The sequence below is a fragment of the Verminephrobacter eiseniae EF01-2 genome, assembly GCF_000015565.1.
GTDB classification, from domain to species: domain Bacteria; phylum Pseudomonadota; class Gammaproteobacteria; order Burkholderiales; family Burkholderiaceae_C; genus Acidovorax; species Acidovorax eiseniae.
Genome location: NC_008786.1, coordinates 1,766,339 through 1,783,892, shown reverse-complemented (window position 1 = coordinate 1,783,892; position 17,554 = coordinate 1,766,339). Strand labels below are relative to the sequence as shown.

18 protein-coding genes and 1 pseudogene are annotated in these 17,554 nt (G+C 60.8%); 15 read left to right on the top strand and 4 right to left on the bottom strand.

Features of this window, described 5'->3' with window-relative positions; translation table 11 throughout:
* Window positions 1–57: 57 nt before the first annotated feature.
* Window positions 58–1,818, bottom strand: a complete 1,761-nt coding sequence (locus VEIS_RS07780) for a GMC family oxidoreductase (protein ID WP_011809364.1) — start codon at window positions 1,816–1,818, stop codon at window positions 58–60.
* An 8-nt stretch (window positions 1,819–1,826) separates the two neighbouring features.
* Window positions 1,827–2,555 carry a gluconate 2-dehydrogenase subunit 3 family protein gene (locus tag VEIS_RS07775; RefSeq protein ID WP_011809363.1) on the bottom strand — a complete coding sequence of 243 codons (729 nt, stop codon included), beginning with the start codon at window positions 2,553–2,555 and terminating at the stop codon, window positions 1,827–1,829.
* A gap of 358 nt (window positions 2,556–2,913) precedes the next feature.
* On the opposite strand from VEIS_RS07775, the gene VEIS_RS07770 reads away from it, so the two are divergent.
* From VEIS_RS07770 to VEIS_RS25810, 9 genes and pseudogenes are all read left to right on the top strand, one after another.
* Window positions 2,914–3,639, top strand: a complete 726-nt coding sequence (locus VEIS_RS07770) for an IclR family transcriptional regulator (protein WP_011809362.1) — start codon at window positions 2,914–2,916, stop codon at window positions 3,637–3,639.
* A gap of 57 nt (window positions 3,640–3,696) precedes the next feature.
* Window positions 3,697–3,795 (top strand): annotated as a pseudogene (locus VEIS_RS30350) (IS5/IS1182 family transposase); the annotation flags it as partial.
* 340 nt (window positions 3,796–4,135) lie between these two features.
* A complete protein-coding gene (locus tag VEIS_RS07765) occupies window positions 4,136–4,579 on the top strand; it encodes a MauE/DoxX family redox-associated membrane protein (protein ID WP_011809361.1) in 444 nt (147 codons plus the stop codon).
* Between the two features lie 55 nt (window positions 4,580–4,634).
* Window positions 4,635–5,069, top strand: coding sequence for a carboxymuconolactone decarboxylase family protein (locus VEIS_RS07760; RefSeq protein WP_011809360.1), 435 nt, complete (start codon window positions 4,635–4,637; stop codon window positions 5,067–5,069).
* A 54-nt stretch (window positions 5,070–5,123) separates the two neighbouring features.
* Window positions 5,124–5,891, top strand: coding sequence for an AMP-binding protein (locus VEIS_RS07755; RefSeq protein ID WP_011809359.1), 768 nt, complete (start codon window positions 5,124–5,126; stop codon window positions 5,889–5,891).
* Window positions 5,892–5,901: 10 nt separating this feature from the next.
* Window positions 5,902–7,083 (top strand): MFS transporter, encoded by a 1,182-nt coding sequence (locus VEIS_RS07750; protein ID WP_041950644.1) that lies wholly within the window; start codon window positions 5,902–5,904, stop codon window positions 7,081–7,083.
* Complete coding sequence (locus tag VEIS_RS07745; protein ID WP_011809357.1) at window positions 7,080–7,637, top strand: anthranilate synthase component II; 558 nt, start codon at window positions 7,080–7,082, stop codon at window positions 7,635–7,637. Before VEIS_RS07750 ends, VEIS_RS07745 begins: the two co-directional genes overlap by 4 nt.
* Window positions 7,638–7,674: 37 nt before the next feature.
* Window positions 7,675–8,109 (top strand): acyl-CoA thioesterase, encoded by a 435-nt coding sequence (locus VEIS_RS07740; RefSeq protein WP_011809356.1) that lies wholly within the window; start codon window positions 7,675–7,677, stop codon window positions 8,107–8,109.
* A complete protein-coding gene (locus VEIS_RS25810) occupies window positions 8,106–8,498 on the top strand; it encodes a RidA family protein (protein ID WP_011809355.1) in 393 nt (130 codons plus the stop codon). The genes VEIS_RS07740 and VEIS_RS25810 overlap by 4 nt, the downstream gene beginning before the upstream one ends.
* Before the next feature lie 27 nt (window positions 8,499–8,525).
* On the opposite strand, the gene pdxR is transcribed toward VEIS_RS25810, so the two are convergent.
* Together pdxR and VEIS_RS28405 are read right to left on the bottom strand one after the other, a co-directional pair.
* Complete coding sequence (pdxR, locus tag VEIS_RS25805; protein ID WP_011809354.1) at window positions 8,526–9,983, bottom strand: MocR-like pyridoxine biosynthesis transcription factor PdxR; 1,458 nt, start codon at window positions 9,981–9,983, stop codon at window positions 8,526–8,528.
* Between the two features lie 28 nt (window positions 9,984–10,011).
* Window positions 10,012–10,530: a helix-turn-helix domain-containing protein gene (locus VEIS_RS28405; RefSeq protein ID WP_157048441.1), complete on the bottom strand. Its 519-nt coding sequence runs from the start codon at window positions 10,528–10,530 to the stop codon at window positions 10,012–10,014.
* Window positions 10,531–11,749: 1,219 nt separating this feature from the next.
* On the opposite strand from VEIS_RS28405, the gene VEIS_RS07730 reads away from it, so the two are divergent.
* From VEIS_RS07730 to VEIS_RS07705, 6 genes are read left to right on the top strand one after another with little or no spacing between them, the layout of a single operon-like run.
* Window positions 11,750–13,117: an MmgE/PrpD family protein gene (locus VEIS_RS07730; RefSeq protein ID WP_041949886.1), complete on the top strand. Its 1,368-nt coding sequence runs from the start codon at window positions 11,750–11,752 to the stop codon at window positions 13,115–13,117.
* Window positions 13,114–13,614: a MaoC family dehydratase gene (locus VEIS_RS07725; RefSeq protein WP_011809350.1), complete on the top strand. Its 501-nt coding sequence runs from the start codon at window positions 13,114–13,116 to the stop codon at window positions 13,612–13,614. Before VEIS_RS07730 ends, VEIS_RS07725 begins: the two co-directional genes overlap by 4 nt.
* A gap of 2 nt (window positions 13,615–13,616) precedes the next feature.
* On the top strand, window positions 13,617–14,855 hold the full coding sequence (locus tag VEIS_RS07720) for an acyl-CoA dehydrogenase family protein (protein ID WP_011809349.1): 1,239 nt from the start codon (window positions 13,617–13,619) through the stop codon (window positions 14,853–14,855).
* A complete protein-coding gene (locus VEIS_RS07715) occupies window positions 14,852–15,340 on the top strand; it encodes a MaoC family dehydratase (protein ID WP_011809348.1) in 489 nt (162 codons plus the stop codon). Before VEIS_RS07720 ends, VEIS_RS07715 begins: the two co-directional genes overlap by 4 nt.
* Entirely contained in the window at window positions 15,337–16,578 is a 1,242-nt protein-coding gene (locus tag VEIS_RS07710; RefSeq protein WP_011809347.1) for a CaiB/BaiF CoA transferase family protein, read from the top strand. Before VEIS_RS07715 ends, VEIS_RS07710 begins: the two co-directional genes overlap by 4 nt.
* A gap of 39 nt (window positions 16,579–16,617) precedes the next feature.
* Complete coding sequence (locus VEIS_RS07705; RefSeq protein ID WP_011809346.1) at window positions 16,618–17,529, top strand: HpcH/HpaI aldolase/citrate lyase family protein; 912 nt, start codon at window positions 16,618–16,620, stop codon at window positions 17,527–17,529.
* The last annotated feature ends 25 nt before the right edge of the window (window positions 17,530–17,554 follow it).

The following is a 17,554-nucleotide window of genomic DNA, read 5'->3' as shown; positions in this document are numbered from 1 at the left end:
GCGGCGGGTATTGCAAAACGGCAAAACGGGGCAAAACGGCAAAACGCCGCACTTCGATCACAACATGCGCGGACGCTGAACGTAGCGCACCAGATCATCGCCCAGCCGCAGCGCCAACGCCGCCAACGGGCCGGTCGGGTTGTAGCCGGAGTTGTGCTGAAACACCGAAGCGCCGACCACGAACAGATTTTGCGCATCCCAATGCTGCAGGTGCGGCGTGACGACGCTGGTTGCCGGGTCCGTGCCCATCGGCGTGCCGCCGGTGACATGCGTGCTTTGATAAATGCGCGTGTCGAACGGGCTCTTGCGCGGTATTGCCGGGGAGACGATGTCGGCCCCGATGGACTTGGCGATTTCGTCCATCTTCTTCGTCACGTAGGCCGACATCTTCATCTCGTTGTCGCGCCAGTCGAAAGTCATGCGCACCAGCGGCTGGCCGTAGGCGTCTTTGTATACCGGATCGAGATCGAGGAAGTTCCCGGTGTCGGGGTAGCAACTGCCCTGAATCGACAAACCGAACGAGTGCGCATACCAATCGGCATTGGCCTGCTTCCACCGGGTGCCCCAGCGCGCAGTGCCGGGCGGCAGACGGCGCGCGGTAATGGGGCGGCCGTTGAATACGCTGGCGCTGATCATGCCGCCGCCCAGGAAGCCGAGTCCGGTGTGGTCGAAGTTGTCGTTGTTGAAGTCGTCGATCACCATGCCGGTGCTGCCGCTGGCCAGGAAAGGATTGATCCAGCGGTCTTTCATGAAGATGCCGACCCCTGAATTGGTCTGGTAGCAGAAGTTCCTGCCGACCACGCCTTTGCCGGTGAGCGGATCATACGCAACGCCGATCTCGTCGAGCATCAGCAACTTGTTGTTGGTCATCGTGAACGCGCCGAGCACGACGACATCGGCCGGCTGCTCGTATTCTTTGCCGCTGCGCCCATCGACATAGCGCACGCCGGTCACGCGCTGGGCCTGGCGCTCGTAATTCACGCCCAGCACATGGCTGTGCAGGCGCAACTCAAATCCCTTGCGCTGCCTGAGCATCGGGTACAGCAAAACGTCCGCAGACGCCTTGGCCTGCGCTTCGCAGATGAACCGTTCGCAATGGCCGCAATACTGGCACTGGCCGAGTTTCTGACCGTCGGGGTTGGTGTACACCCCGGAGGAATTGGCTGCCGGTATCGGGAACGGGTGATAGCCCATCTTTTCGGCGGCCTGCTTGAAAATCAATCCTGCCTCGGTAATTTCCAGCGCTTTTTGCGGGTACTCACCCCGGCGCGGCGCCTCGAAGGGATTGCCCCCGGGCCGCGTTTCGCCGTGCACGTTACCTGCCGTGCCCGACAAGCCGAACAGCTTTTCAAACAAATCGTGGTAAGGCTCCATCTCCTCGTAGGTGACGCCCCAGTCCTGCAGCGGCATGGTCGACGCAATCGCCTTGCTGCCGTAGCGCTGCGCATAGCGCGTGCGCAGGGTCGGGTCGTACCCGGCCCAGCGCCATGTGTGTCCGTTCCAATGGCTCGCCGCGCCGCCCATACCCTCGCCGGGCAGAAAGGCTTCCATCCAGCGCACGGGCAGCGAAGCGTCGCTGCGCGAATGGCGCAAGCTGTAGGTCTGCACATTCCATTTCTGCATCAGGCCCTGGCGCACGCCCCAGCGCAGTTCGTCGCGCTGGCTCGGCAGCCGGGCTGCTGCGCCATGGGTGTGGTCGCCACCGCGTTCGAGCACCAGAACATCGATGGCCTGCGCCGTCAATTGGCGTGCCATCAGCCCGGCAGTCAGGCCGCCACCGACGATCACGACGGTCCGTCTTTCGAGTTTTTTGATCATCGCGGCCCTCAGCCGAAATCGAGAATGGACTTGGGATCCTGCGCGCCCGGATAGGGCTTGCCGCGATAGTCGACCATGTCGAGCGTGTGCGTCGCCGGCAATCCCGGATAGCCGATCATCTTCCAGAACACCTTGTCGCCATTGCCGCCATAGAGCGGGTCTGCATAACAGGCTTGCGTAAACAAGGGGTACACCAAATCGTTGAACCAGGATGCCAGCGGAATGTCGTCATCGCCGATCTTGCCGCCGGCGATTTCATTCAGGAAAGCGTCGGCATCGGCCGATGGCAACTGATCGAATGTCTTGCCGAATTTCTTTTGCGCCTGGTGATTGGCTGCCTGCACGCCGGCTTTGTAGAACTGTTCGGGCGTCAAAGGCAGTTGCAGCCCCAACTCCGGTTTTCCTTCGCGCCACGGACCGCTCATATAGCGGCCTGCGCCCTGTCCGAATGCGCCGCTCAATTGGCGGTCGATGAAGATCGCCAAGCCGCAATCCACCCCGTTGGGCGTGAACTGGTCGGCAGGGCACATGACGTTCACCATGGTTTCCGTGAACGCAGCCTCATCCGCGCTGAAGCATTGGTAGCCGACCGGCGCCGGCATGGCCGCAGGCGTGTTGGCGGCATTAGTGGCATTAGCGGCATTGGCGCCCGTCGCAACGAGCGCCGCGCCTGCAACGCTGATGGCTTGTCGCAGAAAATGCCGCCGTGGCGGGGGATGATGCATGTCGTCGCCCATCTTTGCCTCTCATGCGCTCGCCAAATGTTGCAACGGTAACGAGCGCAGCGCCGCAGCGCACTGGTGGTTTCCCGCGGACACCTTGGCGCCCGGGTGCGCCAAGGCGCCAGCGCCTGGCACCGGTGCATGGCACGCAAGCCGCTGCCCGCGCTGTCCTCATGCCATTGCAATGGGACACTGACGAACGCAAACGGCCCTTCAGGTTCCTTCAGCCCACCCCGATCGGTCGCAAGTGTGCCGAGGCCGGGTGGTGCTTGCATCAGGTTGTGGATTACAGTCTGCGGCGACGGGTTGGCTCGGCAAGTTACCTTGCCTGAACCACATGGGTGGCAGCGCGAGCATCGGTTGGAAAGCGGCAATGGTGAAGTCGGCGGTGCGCGTATTCGAATTGCTCGAAATGTTCGAGGCCGAACGGCGGCCGCTGCGGGTCGCGGACATCGTCGAGAGGCTTGGCGCGCCCCAGTCGAGTGTCTCGATGCTGCTCAAGTCGCTGGTGGCCCGGGGCTACATGGAATTCGATGCCGCCAAGCGCGAGTATTGCCCGTCGATACGGATTTCCTTTCTCGGCGACTGGACGACGCGCATGCCGGATCGGCCGGAAGCCATTCAGGATGCGATGCGCCGACTGGCCGCCGAGACCGGCGAAACCGTCCTGCTCGGGCGTCAAAGTGGCTTGCAACTGCAATATCTGTCGGTCATCGAATCGCAGCATGCGCTGCGCTTTTCGCCGTCGCCAGGGACGATGCGCCCCATACACCGATCCGCCATCGGCATTTTGCTGATGAGCCAATTGGAGGACGAGCAGATCGGTCTGCTCCTGCGCCGCTACAACGCCGAGGTCGGCAGGGCCGGACATCCGGCGAAGATTGCCGAGACCCTCCGCGCCGTCGCGCTGGCGCGCGACCAAGGACACTATGAATCGGCGAATCTCGCGACCACGGGCGCGGGCGTGATCGCCGCGCTGGTGCAAACCTTGATCCGTGGCCAGCGGCTTGGTCTTGGCATCGGAGCGCCGATCGAGCGGCTCCACAGGCGGCGCAAGCAACTGCTGACCGCCGTGCTGGCGGCCGCCAGGAAATGCTGAGGCCCGTTGCGGTTGCGAACCGGCGTCAGGTGACTGCGGCGTTCATCGCCATCAGTGGCGACGGGGGTGTATGCCACCAAGGGCTGCCATGAAGCGATTGCCGCCCGTGGTGCGAGCGCGATCATTCCGACGTGCAAGAATGGGCAAGCGTGGAAAAGCACGACGGCAGAGGCCACCCGCAGCCGGATTTCGGTGATGCCGTCGGCGCTCCACAGGTCGCCGCCTGCCCGCTTCCCCACTTGTTGGTAGCCCCGGTATCCACCGACCAGCGCCCCTCGCATTCAACCGGCATTGTGCGAAATTCCAACAATTCTCCAGCGCTTCCCTGTATTCCTCTGTTCGGCCGGCTCATCGCTTGTCATGGTCGAAATAGCAATTCTTGCCCCTTAGTAAAAACTGCCAGATACCGTATCTTCTCGTTTCGTTGGCATGGGAAATATTCCAAGCCGTATGAAATCTGATCGTGCCTATCCCGTACGAGAAAGAAGAGGCTGTCATGCAGAAAGAAAACTCTTTGAGATTTGTGCTGCTCGTCGCCCGCATCGCGCTGGCGACAGCGTTCTTATCCGCCGTAGCAGATCGTTTTGGTTTGTGGGGCAAGATCGGGGACTTGGGGGTCTCCTGGGGCAGCATGGACTACTTTTACCGCCATGTTGCCAAGCTCACGCCTTGGGCTCTCGCGCCCCTGATTCCAGTTCTAGCCTGGTTGGTGAACGTATTGGAAGCCGTTCTGGGTTTGTTCCTATTGTTTGGCATCCAGTTGCGCATGACCGCTTGGCTGAGTGCCATTTTGTTGCTGATCTTCGCCATCAGCATGGCGGCTTTTCAAAGCTTGAAGTTGGCGCTCAATTTCAGCGTTCTGACTTGCGCCGCCTGCGCCTATTTGGTCTATTTGACCTGCATTACGGAAACGCCCCAAGGCACTCGGCAGACGCCTTGAGGCATATCGCACACCACGCTCACTTCCCGTCATCGTCAACATAGGAGCTTCCACCATGAAAAGCAGTTTACGCCTTCCGTACTACGAACTTTCACCACAGCTATTGCAAGGGTTGCGTCAAATCAAGGTCGATCTGGAGGCCAGTCCCCTGGGTTTGCCATTGATCGAACTTGTCTATCTGCGCGTCGCGCAGATCAACGGTTGCTCGTATTGCCTGAATATGCACACCAAAACCTTGCGTGAGCGCAATGAGACGGATCGTCGTCTGGCCGAACTGGCCGGCTGGCGCGTCAGCTCCCAGTTCAGCCAGCGCGAGAAGTCGGCATTGGAGTGGGCCGAATCGCTGACCCATGTGGCCGATACCCACGCCCCGGACGAAGCCTTCTTCCCGCTGAAGGAGCATTTCAGCGATCAGGAAATTTCCGATCTGACCTTCGCCATCGCGCTGATGAATGCAATGACCCGCCTTGCCATTGGCATGCGCCAGTAAACACTGAGCCTGCCCGCATCGGGCTTCGACGGCACGACAAAAAACGAGATTGAAATGAGCGAATTTGCCAAATTACAAGCCAGGAACAAACTGTTCAATGACCCCAAACTTGGGGCCGGCAATTTTCTGTTCAAAGCGCATGCTGCTTATGGCGGAGGCGATGAGGACTTTCTTTTTCTTGAAAAACCCTATGTCGGGCCTTCGGGCGCAGCCTATCAAGCCTTCTCGTTGAGTAGCCTATTCCTGGCGGTCCGTGATCTGGCGGCCTGGTATCAACATCAGGGCATTCGTGCCGGCCGTCGCGTCTGCCTGTACTTGGGCGATGGTATTCCATCATTTCTGCACTTCTTGGCACTGGGCAGTCTCGGTTGCATCCCGGTGCTGATCAATGGTCACTTGCGCGCTGATCTTGCCAACTCATACGCTCAACGCAATGGATTTGATGTCTTTATCTATGATCAAGAAACCAATGCCCGCTGGAACCTTGCCGATATATTGAAGAGCTTATCCGTTTTTAATGCCGGCTTTGTCCAAGGGGCAGCGGTGCCATTGGGCACACCAGTGATACAGGACTGGCCGGTCACCGTCAGTGACCCGGATATCGTGATGATCTGCCATAGCTCGGGCACTACCGGTATCCCCAAGGCGGTGTTGTTTGGTCATGCCCAATTTTTCAATGGTAAACGCGAGCGCCTGCTCGGATTCATTGAGCAAGCGGAAGACAAACTGGCCCCAGTAAACAACCTTTTGGACGCGCTACTGCATGCCGGCATTGATGCTGACGTTCGACTGAATGCGGCATATCCCGATCCTCTACCTTAAGAGTTACGCCATGAAACCTGAACTCTCTCTGCCACGCTGGACGCTCGCATTATATTGCCTGGCAACCGGTTTTTCCGTTGCGGCCGTGGTTTACCACCAATCGATGACGCAATTGATTGCCGCCACCTTCCAAATGCCCGTCGACACCTTATGGAGACTGTCAGTGGCCACTCAGTTTGGTTATGGAGTCGGGCTCATCCTCGGACTGCCGCTTGGTGACATGCTGCCACCGCGCCGACTGATTCCCGTCTCCATCATCTCGCTGGGGGCGGTGCTGCTGCTGGTGTCATGGGCGCCGTCACCCGTGCTCATGACCATTTTGTTTTGTTTGACCGGTGTTCTCTCTATCGGTGGGCAATTACTGATCGCACACTGCGCTAAAACGGTAGCGCCTGAGCAACGTCCAGTCGTGGTTGGTCATCTACTTTCTTCGCTGTTTGCCGGCTTGTTGCTTGCAAGAGTGCTTTCGGGCTGGGGCGCCGAACATCTCGGCTGGCGTGCCGTCTACCAACTCGTTGGTATATTGACCTTGCTGTTGGGAATCGCCCTCTTGCGCAATATTCGCCAAAACGCAATCAATACTCAGCTACATTATTTGCCGATGCTGCGCCAACAAGGCCAGTTGTGGCTCAATCAACCCGAGTTGCGCCGGCTGGCGCTCGTTGCTGCCTGCTTCTTTGCCGCGCTTAATGGCATCTGGGCCAATCTCGCGTCGCTGGCGCACGCGACCTTGCACTGGAGCTCGGGCCAGACGGGTCTGCTCGCCTTTACCGCCATCGTCGCTTTGGGGGCCCCGGCCATGGTGCGCTGGCTGCAAAATCACTGGCACTGGAGCGGCGTCATCGTGTTGCTAGGCACCGGCGTGGTCGCCGTGTCACTTGCCGGTTGCTGGCTGGGTAGTCAACTGCCGATGATCATTGCCTTTCTAATTATGTCCGACGTCAGTGTGCGCTCAATACAAGTGATCACGCAGGGCCGCGTATTGAGCCTCGATCCCTTTGCTGCCTCGCGCCTCAACAGTCTGTTCATGACCGTGTTCTTTCTTGGCGCAGCACTTGGCTCTTGGCTCGGTGGCATTGCAGTACATCACTTTGGCTGGACTGGCATGTACCTGTTCCCGCTGGTCTGCACTTTGTTCGGCCTGGCGTTGCTGGGCTGGCGTAATAAAGAGTTGTGCTTTGTCCGCGTATGAAGTATCTGGGTATGCTTGGTGCGGAGATCATGATACGGCGCAACGATGAAATCACGCTTGCCGAAATCGAGGAGATAAATCCACTCTCACTTATCTTGTCCCCTGGCCCTTGTTCGCCAAACGAAGCAGGCATATCGCTTGCCGCCATCCGGCATTTTGCAGGTCATCTTCCCCTGCTTGGCATCTGTCTTGGGCATCAATGCATTGGTGCCGCCTTCGGGGCTCAGATTCGGAGGGCAGAAGAAGTGCTGCATGGCAAGGTCTCGCGCCTCCATCACGATGGGAGCAGCCTGTTCGCGGGTCTGGATAACGGGCTGAAGGTCGCCCGCTATCATTCGCTGGCGGTTGATGCGCTACCGGATGAATTGGTGGCAACTGCATGGGCAGTGCGCACTGACGGCAGTCTCGGGGAAATCATGGCCTTGCGCCATCGTACCTTACCAATTTATGGACTGCAATTTCATCCCGAGTCTGTGCTGACCGAGCAGGGATTAAGCATGCTGGCCAACTATCTGCAACTGGTTGAAATCGGAGCGACGAAGCTTCCTGCTTGAGGAAGCCATCGACCTTCTTTACAAAGGAAAATCCCCAATGCACGACATGCATTTCACTAAACAGTATCCAATCCGTTTCTCCTTCTGTGACCCGGCCGGCATTGTGTACTTCCCCCAATACCTCGTGCTGAGTAATTGGCTGATAGAAGACTGGTTCAATGAAGGATTGGGAATAGACTTCGCATCTTTCATCGGTCACCGTCGCCTGGGTCTTCCCATTGTCAAATTGAATTGTGAATTTATCAGTCCATCACACCACGGCGACACACTCACATTGCAGTTACGTGTTGCCAAGTTGGGGCAGCGCTCCATCACTCTGGATCTTGAAGGGCATGTCGATATGATTATGCGTCTGCGCTGCCAACAAGTGCTGGTATTCACCTCTCTGGACACAGAAAAATCGACTCCCATGCCGGACGATGTGGGCGATGCATTGCGGGCATTGCTATCGCAGCAGGAGGACATAGCATGATGCAGATACTCCAGCCACCAGGGTGGGTTCGTCCGCGTGGATATGCCAACGGCATATCCACGCGTGGCACACTGGTTTTCACTTCAGGGCAACTGGGCTGGGACAGCCAAGAGCAATTTCACAGTTCACGATACGCCGATCAGGCTATTCAGGCGTTAAAAAACATTGTTGCCGTGCTGGCAGAAACTGGAGCTCGTCCAGAGCACCTGGTGCGCCTGACTTGGTATGTGACCGATCATGATGCATATATTGAACAGGCGCGCGAAGTCGGACGAGCATACCGGGAATTGATTGGCCACTATCCGCCGATGAGCGCCTTCCAGGTTACAGCATTGATGGTCGATGGAGCCAAGGTTGAAATTGAAGCTACCGCTGTAATACCGGATTGATTGCACCCCATCCGGAGATGAGATCGTTCACCCTAGGCACTGATGTAATCCATGGGCTTGCAGCAGTGCCTGTTCACGAGAGCTCACATTGGCAAAACCCAATAGTAACCCCTTGCCACACTCAGCCTCTATGTTGCGCACCGACAGCGCTGCCACGCCAAATTGCTGACGCTTGGCACGCTGAGCCAATTGCAAATCATCTTCAGCGTGATCCAGACGAGCTAGAAGATGAAGTCCACAAGCTGGCGCGTCAAAACGCAAGCGGTCACCAAATACCATGTGCAGACTCTCAATAACCATCTCCCGTCGTTCGGAATACAGTGTGCGCATTTTCTTCAGATGCCTGGCGAAATAACCTTCGTTGATAAAATCGGCGATCACACCCTGAATCAGCAACGGACAGCCATCATTCACGATGGGACAAGATTTATTGAACTGCTGTATCAAAGGTTTCGGTACAACCAAATAAGCAATGCGCAAAGCCGGACTGAGCACCTTGCTAAATGTACCGAGGTAAAGAACGTTGTCGTTAACTCCCAAACTGGCCAGTACTGGTAATGGCCACCCATCATAGCGGTATTCACTATCATAATCGTCTTCAATGATAAAAGAATTGTTCTGCTCCGCCCAAGCCAACAACTCCAGTCGTCGCACCAATGATAACGAAACACCAAGTGGACTTTGGTGCGCCGGTGTCACCAGCGCAAATCGGGCATGTGGTGCCCGCGCTCTGCCTTCCGCGACACAAAGCCCATGTTCATCTACAGGCACCGGCATCAGCTGTGCGCCCATTTCGGACATCAAGTGAAAGCCGGGCGGAAAGCACGGATCTTCCAGCCAGACCTGATCAAGCGGACGAAGTAATGTGCGTCCTATCAACCCGATGGAGCCCCGATAGCCTGAGGTAATGAAGACCTGCTCCGGCGTACAGTCCAATCCACGCGAGATGTGCAAATAAGCAGCAATTGCTTCGCGTAGTTGTGAATGCCCCGCCGAATGAGGATAAGCGTGGCATCGACTTTGCTTGCGTATTTGCTGCGCGATCAAACTCGACCACAATTTGTGCGGAAACATGTCCAGCGCAGGCAAGCCAAGTTGATACGGTAGCGGCTGAAGTTCTGATGCCGTATCGTACAGTGAATCGTTTCCTGTCCTCGCAAGGGTTTTATGATCATTTATTTCTCGTCCCGGAGTTCTATGATTCATTGCAGCTCGCAAGTACGGAGACACAGGAGATACGATAGTCCCTGCCTGTCCTTGCGCCTCCAGATGCCCCTCGCCAATCAACAAGTTATATGCCACCTCGACCGTATTGCGTGATATCCGTAGTTCACTGGCAAGTGCCCGTATCGAGGGAACACGCTGCCCGGATGAAAAAATGTCCTGCTTAATCGCACAGATGAACCGCTGATACACCTGGCGATAGAGCGGCATGCTTTTGTCGCAGTCCAAAGCAGTAAGTGTATGCAATGAAGATTTTTTCATTTTATCTCTCCATCTACTTTCTTTGTAACTACTCATCATACGTGAGAATCAGGCTATCGATCTCACCCGTACAGACATCCACTGCGCCATAGGTGCAGGTATATTCTTGCGTCAACATGCCTTGGCATCCAGCCGTGGCGGTGCAGCAGTTTATACACTGATACCAATGCCACTGTCCGCCCCAGGTACTGATCCAACGCTGCTTTGATCCGACCGACAACGGGTAGGCCGCCTTCGGCTGCCGACGCAAAAAAGGTGCTAAAAACTTTCGTTCCTCTTGCAGACGCATGTTCTGGCGCCTGCACCCGCCGGCAGTGGGGGCACCGGGCGCCCCTGCCATCTGGTCATGCGTGAAACGACGGCGCAATTGGCAAGCCCAGCCTGGTGATACGCCAATAATCCGCGCCGTGTCAGTCAAACTCAAACCATGATTCAGCGGCAAAACGACAGCCTGCGCCTGGCGTAGCTGCTCGATCGTTTGCGCTGACGTTATCGCCTCGCGGGCATATCTCGACACTTCGTCGTTTCCACTGGTAGGACATGGCATGATTTTCTCCAAAATGATTCATGAATGGAATCAGCCTGCCAAGCCCACACCCCAGCCCGCCAACAAAAGCGCGGCTGAAGCGCTAAACCCCGAAAGGCTTGGGTGAACGCATCAAAAAGATTGACACAGTGTTTGTGCATTGGTCGCTAAAAGTATCTTATGATACGACATGTGTCCTATATTTTGCTCACCGAAAGAAAAAAACATCTCTAAATTTCCTGCCTGACATTGGGCAGCAGTGTGCGGCGGGGTGTCCGGCCGTCATGCACCAGCGTGCCGATGAACTGTGGCAGAAATCAGCAAACGACTGCGCGCCGCGTTTGGTATGGTGCGCCGCCCAAGTCAGTCCCTCGGGAACCAGCGTATGCAGCCAGTGCAGTGACTTGTTCACACGCAGGCCCGCTTCGTCGGCTGGTTCAGAAACGCCTGGGAGCCAGCAGTTCGGTGGCCTGAACGATGGCACCCATGATCGGCGCTTCGGACTGGCGGTATTCCGCGACATGCCGCAGAACCTGGGCTGCCACTTCCTGCGGCGACCATCCAGTCGCTCTATCGCGCCGGTCTTGCGTCATCGCCGTGAATATCTCGACAGTAAGGCTCCCACGCAGGCCGGGGTTTTGATCAGCCGAAAGGCGTAAACATCAGCTGTCGCCACGCGCCCATCGGCCTCTAACTCCCGGTCCACTGCCGCGCGCTACTCTGCCCGCGCTTCATTCAATGAAGCGCAGCGCGGTCTTTGGTCTCCCGAACGCTCGACGTCAGCTCGTCTGCGTCGATCGGTGGCTGCTGGCTACTCCACGGAGGAAGTGGCCCGCTGCGCAAACACCATTGCCCATCGACCTCAACAACCTGCTGCACCAAGTCGTCTGCGGCTTGATGCTGGAATCGCGTGGAGCCGAGTTCTTGCGCCTTAGCCAAGGCCGCCGACCTTGGCCAGGGCGCGCAGATGGGTGGCGGGGACGTACATCGCGGAGCGACGCAGCTTGTGTGATGGCTGGGTGTTCATGGGTCAGCAGAGTGTGGAAACGAGCGACGGCCGAAGCGGGCGGCTGCCAGATGCCGATGGAGTTTGGCGACTGGCGATCGGCACGGCCATCATGGATGTGATGAATGACGGGGCGCCGCATCCATCACATCCATGATGCCTTTGCGCGCAGGACCGTTCAATACTCATTGCGATCAACGAACAAAAGCCGGGTCGATTCCGGCAACGAACGCAGTGAAAACACGCAACCAGGCCGGCGACGGCCAAGTCGCGGCAACGCGGCTGCTCGCCCGATGGATCAGCGGGACCGGCGCTGCTGCCATCAGCCCCGGCGCATTCGAATGGGCCAGGCATGTGATGCTCGACTGGCTTGCCGTCGGCATTGCCGGCGCATCGGAGCCATTGGTCCGTATGCTGGCCGAAGAATACGGCGGATCGGCCGACCTGCCTTGCACCTTGCTCGCCAGCGGCGGCGCCCGTGCCCGGCCGCACGATGCGGCGTTGATCAACGGCGCGGCGGGCCACGCGCTGGACTTCGACGATGTGTCATCGAACATGATCGGCCACCCGAGCGCGCCGGTGGTTCCGGCCGCGCTGGCCAGCGCCCAGATCGGAAACGCCTGCGGCCGGCAATTGCTGCGCGCACTGGTGGTCGGGCACGAGGTGGAGGCGCGCATCGGCGAGATGCTCGGGCCGAGCCACTATCTGCACGGCTTCCACGCCACCGGCACCGTCGGCACCTTCGGCGCTGCTGCCGCCTGCGCCAGCCTGCGCCGGCTCAGCGAAGATCAGACGGCCCACGCGCTCGGGCTCGCAGCGACACAGGCTGCGGGCCTCAAGAGCATGTTCGGCACCATGGCCAAGCCCCTGCATGCGGGCAAGGCGGCGATGAATGGCCTGATGGCAACGCAACTGGCGCTGCGCGGGTTCAGCGCCAACGACTGCGGCATCGAGTGTCCCCAGGGCTTTGCGCTGACGATGGCGCCCGAACGCCATCCGTTCGTTGCGCCGATCGATACCGCTGCCGGCTTTGCCATCGAGAGCACGCTCTTCAAATACCACGCGGCCTGCTACCTCACGCATTCGACGATCGAAGCCATTCGCCAGTTGCGCCAGCAACACGCCGTCGGCCTGGATGCGCTGGAGGGGATGACGATCACGGTCGCGGGCAACCAGCGCGGCGTCTGCGACATCGAGGACCCGAAGACCGGGCTCGGCGTGAAGTTCTCCATCAAGCACCTGGCCGCGCTGGCGCTGGACGGCGCCGACACCGCCGACCTGGGCCTCTATGCCGATGCAACGGCGCTCGATGCGCGCTACATCGAGGCGCGCCAGCGCATCGCACTGGTCATCACGGCCACCGGCGATGGCAACGCTGCGCAGGTGTCCATGCGCACCCGGCAGGGGCAGTCGTTCACGCAGACGGCCAACGTCGCCATTCCTGCCACCGATCTCTGCGCCCAATGGACGCGGCTGCTGGCAAAGGCGCGCTCGATCGCCGAGCCGGTGATCGGCCCCGAGCGCTTCGGCCGCCTGGTCGAGGCCATCGTGGCGCTGGACCGCGCGCCCACCCTCCAACCACTGCTGGACGCCATTCGATGACTCCCGATGAACTCACGGTCGCACGGTTGCAGGCCGACGCGACGCTGCGGGCCCGCGGCCATCGCTACGAAGACTTTGCGCTCGGGCGGAAATTCGTCCACCACTGGGGCCGCACGGTGACGCAGGCCGACAACACCCTGTTCTCGGCGCTGACCCTGCACTACAACCCGCACTACACCAACGCGGCCTTCGCCAACGCGCACGGGCATCCGGCGACTGTGGTCAATCCGCTGCTGGTGTTCAACACGGTGTTCGGCCTGTCGGTCGAGGATTTGTCCGAGGGCGGTGGCCCTTTTCTGGGCGTCGACGAGTTGGTCTACCTGCGCCGCGTCTATCCGGGCGACACGCTCCATGCGTGCTCCGAGGTGCTTGCCAGGCGGCTGGCGCGCAACCGCCCGGGCTACGGCATCGTGACCTGGCACACGCGCGGCACGAATCAACGGGGCGACGAGGTCATCGCCTTCAAGCGCTCGAATCTGGTCAAAACGAGGAACTGAAGATGTCGGAAGATGGACTGGGCTACATGACCGAAGAGCGTCGCATGATCCGCGATGCCGCCCGCGATTTCACGATCCGGCAGGTGCTGCCGGTGGCCAACCAGCTCGACGGCCCTGATGCCGAGATCCCGATGGCGCTGCGCCAGAAGATGGCCGGCATGGGCTACTTCGGGATCATGATTCCCGAGCAGTACGGCGGCATGGGCCTGGGCTATTTCGAGTACTGCCTGATCTGCGAGCAGCTCGCGCGCGGATGGATGTCGGTGGCGTCCATCGTGGCGCGCGGGCAAGGCGGCTGGATCAAATCGGCCATGTCCGAGGAGATGAAGGCGAAGTACTTGCCGCGCGTGGCGCGCGGCGAATTCCTCAATGCGAGCGCGCTCTCGGAGCCCGACACCGGCTCGGACCTGGCATCGATCTCCTGCCGCGCGGTGCGCGAGGGCGACGAATGGGTGCTGACCGGCAACAAGTACTGGTGCACCTTCGCCGACGGCGCGGACTACCTGTCGCTGTTCGCGCGCACCAGCGCACCCGCCAGCGCGGGCCAGCGCGGGGAGGGCATCTCCTGCTTCCTGATCGAGAAGGAGCGCGGCAGCTTTCCGAAGGGCATGACGGGCGCGCCGATTCCCAAGATCGGCTACTTCGGCTGGAAAACCTTCGAGCTGGCGCTCGACGGAGTGCGGGTGCCGGCCGACTGCCTGATCGGCGCGCAAGGCAAAGCCTTCCTGCTGATGGCCAAGGGCCTCGAAGGCGCGCGCGCCCACACTGCGGCGCGGGCCATCGGCCTGGCGCAAGGCGCGCTCGAAGACGCCATCGCCTATGCCGGCGAGCGCAAGCAGTTCGGCATGCCGATTGCCGAATACCAGGCCATCCGGTTCAAGATCGCCACCATGGCCACCGAGATCGAGGCCGCGCGGCAGTTGCTGTACTACGTCTGCGGCGAGATCGATCGCGGCCGCCGCTGTGACCGCGAGGCGTCGATGGCGAAGTACTTCGCTTCCGAAATGGCCGAGCGCGTGACCTCGCAGGCGCTGCAGATCTTCGGCGGCGCGGGCTACACCAAGCTGTTTGCGGTCGAACGCTACTGGCGCGACGCGCGGCTGACGAAGATTTTCGAGGGCACGTCCGAAATCCAGCAGCGCATCATCGCCACCAGCCTGCTCGGCAAGTCCGAGGTCGAGGCCATGATCGCGGCGCGGGCGTTCGACACCCAGGCCGCGCGGCGCGGAGCCTTGGCATGAAGACGGCAGCCCTGACCAGCCAAGACAACTACTTCGAGGACTTCGAAGTCGGGCGCCTGCTGCGGCACGCCCGCGGCAAGACGGTGACCGAGATGGACAACGTGCTGATCACCCAGATGGTGATGAACACCGCCGAGGGCCACTTCAACGAGCACGCGATGAGCCAGGGCGGCCACGGCATCTTCGCGCAGCGCGTGGTGTTCGGCGGCATCAACCTGGCGCTGGTGCTCGGCCTGGCGGCGCAGGACACCGCCGAGCAGTGCCTGTGCGAGCTGAGGCTGGACAAGATCCGCCTGTCGCACCCCGTCTTTCACGGTGACACCCTCTATGCCTACAGCGAGGTGCTGGAGCGCAGCGATTCGGACCAGCCCGACGCCGGCATCGTCCGGTTCAAGCACTATGGCCTGAACCAGGACGGCAAGCTCTGCGTCGAAGCCGAGCGCAGCGTGCTGCTCAAGCGCAAGAGCCACTGGGGGCACAGGTGACGCCGGCAGCGGTCGTTCCGGGCGCGCTCGACGGCCTGGTGGTGCTCGACCTGACGCGCATGCTCGCAGGCCCCTACGCCACCATGATGCTGGCCGACCAGGGCGCCCATGTGATCAAGATCGAGCCGCCGGGCGGTGACCTGACGCGCCGCAACGGACCGCATCCCGATGGAGCGCTGAAGATCGGGGAGCGCGGCTTCGGCGGCTACTTCGCGTCCATCAATCGCAACAAGGACTCGATCACGCTCGACCTCAAGAAGCCGGCGGGCAAGGCCACGCTGCTGCGGCTGGTGCACAAGGCCGACGTGTTGGTCGAGAACTACCGCGCCGGCGTGATGGAGCGGCTGGGCCTCGGCTACGAGGTGCTGATCGCGGAGAACCCGCGACTGGTCTATGCCGCCTTGCGCGGCTTCGGCGATCCACGCAGCGGCGCCAGTCCCTATGCGAACTGGCCGGCCTACGACCCGGTGGCGCAGGCGATGGGCGGCATCATGGGCATCACCGGCGCCGCGCCGGGCGGCCCCCCGACCAAGATCGGCCCGGGCGTCGGCGATCTCGTTCCCGCCACCTTTCTCGCCTATGGCGTGGCGGCCGCCTGCTGGCGCGCGCAGCGCAGCGGCCAGGGCCAGTTCGTCGATGTCTCGATGGTCGACGCGGTGCTGGCGCTCTGCGAGCGGCTGGTGTTTCAGTACAGCGTCTCGGGTGTCGCGCCAGGCCCCGAGGGCAACGGGCACCCGCTGCTGTGCCCGTTCGGTTTGTTTGCCGCCAAAGACGGCTTCGTCAGCCTGGGCGTGCCGAACGACCGTTTCTGGGTGCCGCTGGCGCACCGCATGGGTCGCCCGGCGCTGGCCATCGACCCGCGCTATGCGAGCAACGACGCGCGCGTGCAGCACCGCGCCGAGGTCGAGGCGATCGTCGGCGGCTGGACTGCGCGCCATACCAAGGCGGAGCTCGCGCAGATGCTCGGCGGCGACATTCCGTTCGGCCCGGTCTTCAGCGCGGCGGACATCTTCGAAGACCCGCATTTCCGGATTCGCGAAATGCTCGTCGAGACCGAACAACCGGGCGCGGCGCGTCCGCTGACCGTTGCCGGCACGCCGGTGCGCATGAGCCAGACACCTGGCGGCGTTCGCCGCCGGGCGCCGCTGACCGGCGAGCACACCGACAGCACGCTGGCCGCGTTCGGCTTTGCGCCCGCTGAAATCGCGGCACTGCGCGCCGACCAGGTGATCCAGTGAGCGTGCCGAACCCCGCATCGAATCCAGGAGATCGATCTCATGCAAAACCGAACCAGAAGACTTCGCCGCTGCCAGCTTTCCGTTCCGGGCTCCAGCGAAAAGATGATGCGCAAGGCCTCTGAAACCGGGGTCGACTTCGTCTTCCTGGACCTGGAAGACGCCGTCGCGCCATCGGAAAAGCGCGCGGCCCGGGCCAAGATCGTGAGCGCGCTGAACACGCTCGACTGGGGCAAGACCACGCGCTGCGTGCGCATCAACGACCTGACGACGCAGTACGCCTACGAGGACATCATCGAGGTCGTCGAAGGCGCGCGCGAGAACCTCGACATGCTCATGCTGCCGAAGGCGATGAGCGCCGCCGACGTGCAGTTCGTCGACAAGCTGCTCTCGATGATGGAAAAGAAGCTCGGCCTGAAAAAGCGCATCGGCATCGACGTGCTGATCGAGGAGGTCGAGGCGATGATGCGTGTGGAAGAGATCGCCGCGTCCACGCCGCGCCTGGAATGCCTGATCTTCGGCATGGGCGACTATTCGGCCAGCCAGGGCGTTTCCATCGGCGACATCGGCGGCCCGGGCGGCTATCCGGGCGACATCTGGAGCTACCAGCGCCACAAGCTGACGATCGCGGCGCGCGCCAACCGCATCGATGCGGTGGACGGCCCCTACGCCGACTTCAAAAACCCGGACGCATTCCGCGAAGAATGCCGGCGCGCAATGATCCTCGGCATGGTCGGCAAATGGGCCATCCACCCGTCGCAGGTGGCCATTGCGCAAGAGGTCTTCTCGCCGCCTGCGCAAGAGGTCGCGCGGGCACGCGAAATGATCGAGGCCTACGACGCGGCGCTGGCGCAAGGACTGGGCGCCGTCCAGTACGGCGGAAAGATGATCGACATCGCCTCCGTGCGCATCGTCAGGAACCTCGTCGACAGGGCCGACCAGATCGGCATCTGAGATCGCACCGCCCGGTGCGTGCCCG

Coding starts and splice junctions, on each gene's coding strand:
- VEIS_RS07715 (WP_011809348.1), top strand. CDS start 14,852: ATGAAGACGGCAGCCCTGACCAGCCAAGACAACTACTTCGAGGACTTC.
- VEIS_RS07705 (WP_011809346.1), top strand. CDS start 16,618: ATGCAAAACCGAACCAGAAGACTTCGCCGCTGCCAGCTTTCCGTTCCG.
- VEIS_RS07765 (WP_011809361.1), top strand. CDS start 4,136: ATGCAGAAAGAAAACTCTTTGAGATTTGTGCTGCTCGTCGCCCGCATC.
- VEIS_RS07775 (WP_011809363.1), bottom strand. CDS start 2,555: ATGGGCGACGACATGCATCATCCCCCGCCACGGCGGCATTTTCTGCGA.
- VEIS_RS07780 (WP_011809364.1), bottom strand. CDS start 1,818: ATGATCAAAAAACTCGAAAGACGGACCGTCGTGATCGTCGGTGGCGGC.
- pdxR (WP_011809354.1), bottom strand. CDS start 9,983: ATGAAAAAATCTTCATTGCATACACTTACTGCTTTGGACTGCGACAAA.
- VEIS_RS07760 (WP_011809360.1), top strand. CDS start 4,635: ATGAAAAGCAGTTTACGCCTTCCGTACTACGAACTTTCACCACAGCTA.
- VEIS_RS07750 (WP_041950644.1), top strand. CDS start 5,902: ATGAAACCTGAACTCTCTCTGCCACGCTGGACGCTCGCATTATATTGC.
- VEIS_RS25810 (WP_011809355.1), top strand. CDS start 8,106: ATGATGCAGATACTCCAGCCACCAGGGTGGGTTCGTCCGCGTGGATAT.
- VEIS_RS07725 (WP_011809350.1), top strand. CDS start 13,114: ATGACTCCCGATGAACTCACGGTCGCACGGTTGCAGGCCGACGCGACG.
- VEIS_RS28405 (WP_157048441.1), bottom strand. CDS start 10,530: ATGCCATGTCCTACCAGTGGAAACGACGAAGTGTCGAGATATGCCCGC.
- VEIS_RS07740 (WP_011809356.1), top strand. CDS start 7,675: ATGCACGACATGCATTTCACTAAACAGTATCCAATCCGTTTCTCCTTC.
- VEIS_RS07770 (WP_011809362.1), top strand. CDS start 2,914: ATGGTGAAGTCGGCGGTGCGCGTATTCGAATTGCTCGAAATGTTCGAG.
- VEIS_RS07720 (WP_011809349.1), top strand. CDS start 13,617: ATGTCGGAAGATGGACTGGGCTACATGACCGAAGAGCGTCGCATGATC.
- VEIS_RS07755 (WP_011809359.1), top strand. CDS start 5,124: ATGAGCGAATTTGCCAAATTACAAGCCAGGAACAAACTGTTCAATGAC.
- VEIS_RS07745 (WP_011809357.1), top strand. CDS start 7,080: ATGAAGTATCTGGGTATGCTTGGTGCGGAGATCATGATACGGCGCAAC.